Below are 1826 nucleotides of genomic sequence, written 5' to 3'. Positions count from 1 at the left end.
GAACCAGGCAGAGCGGACCCTGCTGCGGCAACGGGCCGGCCTGCCGCAGGAAAATTGAAGCCGACAAGGTCAGCACTTGTCGGTTTGCCCCGGAGCGGCTATGTTTCGCGCCCAGCGGGCGTGTTCGCGCCTGTCATTCGTGTGTCGTGACCGAGGAGCGGTTGGATGTTTTCAAGGACGAAGAGCGCACCGCGCGCTTTTGCGCGCCTGCTTGCCTATGCCCTGTGCCTGGCCGTATGGCCGTTGGCCAGCCAGGCCGCAGACAAATCGCAGCAGGCCTACTGGGCCGGCTTTGCCTATACCGCTGACGCCGCCGCCGTACAGGCGACCACCCCGCATGCGCATGCCGTGCTGGAAAAGCGTGGCCTGATTCCGCTCAACCAGACCCTGGCACAGGCGCTCAAGCGCCGCGCGCCGGCCAACCTGGAACTGATCGACCAGCCGGTGGCGATGCTCGATGGCACCACCAGTGCCGTGGTGCTGGCCGCTGCGCTGGACCGCGAGCTGGTATCGGTCGAACCGATCGGCGACCAGTACAAGGTGCTGGTGGAAGTGGCACTGCAGGCGCTGTTCTTCGATTTCCGCGAGCGCCAGGTGATCGCCTCCTATCCGCTTACCCTGCAGCGCATCGACGTGCAGGAGTACCGCCCGGACAGCGACGATATCGATGCGATCGTCGCCGATCTGCTGTACGGCGGTGCCGATACCAGCCTGTCGCAGGTGCTGGCCACCACCCTGGCCCAGGCCAAGCTGCCGGAAGCGGCCACGCGTCGCCTGCAGGTGGGTGCGGTGACCTTGTCCGACGCCACGCTGGCCAAGCTGCCCGACCCGAAGTGGGCCGGTCCGCTGCGCGCCACGCTGGCCCATGAGCTGTCCAAGACGCTGTCGTCCAATACCGGTGTCGGCCTGCTGCCGCCGGCCTCGGGCCAGGTGATCGGCGGTGCCATGGCCGCGCGCTTTGCCGACGGCAAGGTCTACCAGCTGAAGATCCCCGAGGCCGACTACGTCATCAGCCTGCAGGTGGATGCGCTGAAGAACGGCGTCATCAGTGAAACGCCGGCGATGAAGACGATGCTGTTCGGCGCGTTCTTCACCGCCAAGGTCACCGAGCCGTTCTCCGGCAAGGTGTACTTCGAACAGCCGCTGCGCAAGGGCGCCACCAAGGTGGTGCCGGTCACGCAGTGGCAGGTCGACCAGTGGTCGGCCAGCTACGAAACCCTGCTGGCCGGCTTCGATGCCTTCGCCGGCGCCGCCGCCAAGCGCGCCGACTCGCGCGCCTGGCTGGACGAGCAGAAGCCAGGCGGACGCCCGCTGCAGCAACAGACCCAAGCCCTCCAGGAGTTGATCAAATCATGTCGCTGATGCGTACCATCCTGCTCATCCTCATCGCCCTGGCGGTGGCCTCGCCGGTCGCCGCGCAGACCGCCAGCTCGCGCGGTACCGGTTCGGCCAGCTACAGCCTGCGCCTGAGTGCCGATACCCGTGCGCAGGCCCTGAACAAGGCCAAGGCCAATGCACTGGAGGCGTACATCGCCGAATCCGGTGCGGCCAAGCTGCGCCTGTTCGAATCGCGTCGCGCCGAGTTCCTCGGTGAAATCGACCGCTACGTGCTCAGCGCCGTGCAGCTGTCGGACAACGAAGACAAGAAGGCCAAGACCTACAGCGTCACCGTCCGCGCCGAAATCAACACCACCCTGCTGCAGACCAAGCTGGATGCCGGTTCGGCCGTGGCCGGTGCCACCGCCGCACAGCGCTCGCTGCTGACCTTCCTGTTCATGGCGCGCTCGCAGGACACCGTGCAGTCGTTCCAGGACAAGGAATACCGC

General features: G+C 66.4%; 1 protein-coding gene and 1 pseudogene. Both read left to right on the top strand.

All coding sequences use genetic code 11. The features are described 5' to 3' along the window. The first annotated feature begins 165 nt into the window (after nt 1–165). A complete protein-coding gene (locus AC1VAN_RS20565; protein WP_032977075.1) occupies nt 166–1362 on the top strand; it encodes a hypothetical protein in 1197 nt (398 codons plus the stop codon). Beyond that, a pseudogene (locus AC1VAN_RS20560) lies at nt 1353–1826 on the top strand (hypothetical protein); the annotation flags it as partial. The gene AC1VAN_RS20565 and the pseudogene AC1VAN_RS20560, both read left to right, overlap by 10 nt.

This window comes from Stenotrophomonas sp. 05L44_2 (genome assembly GCF_056665995.1).
Note: the sequence above shows the minus strand (reverse complement) of the source record. Positions and strands in the feature narration are given on the sequence as shown.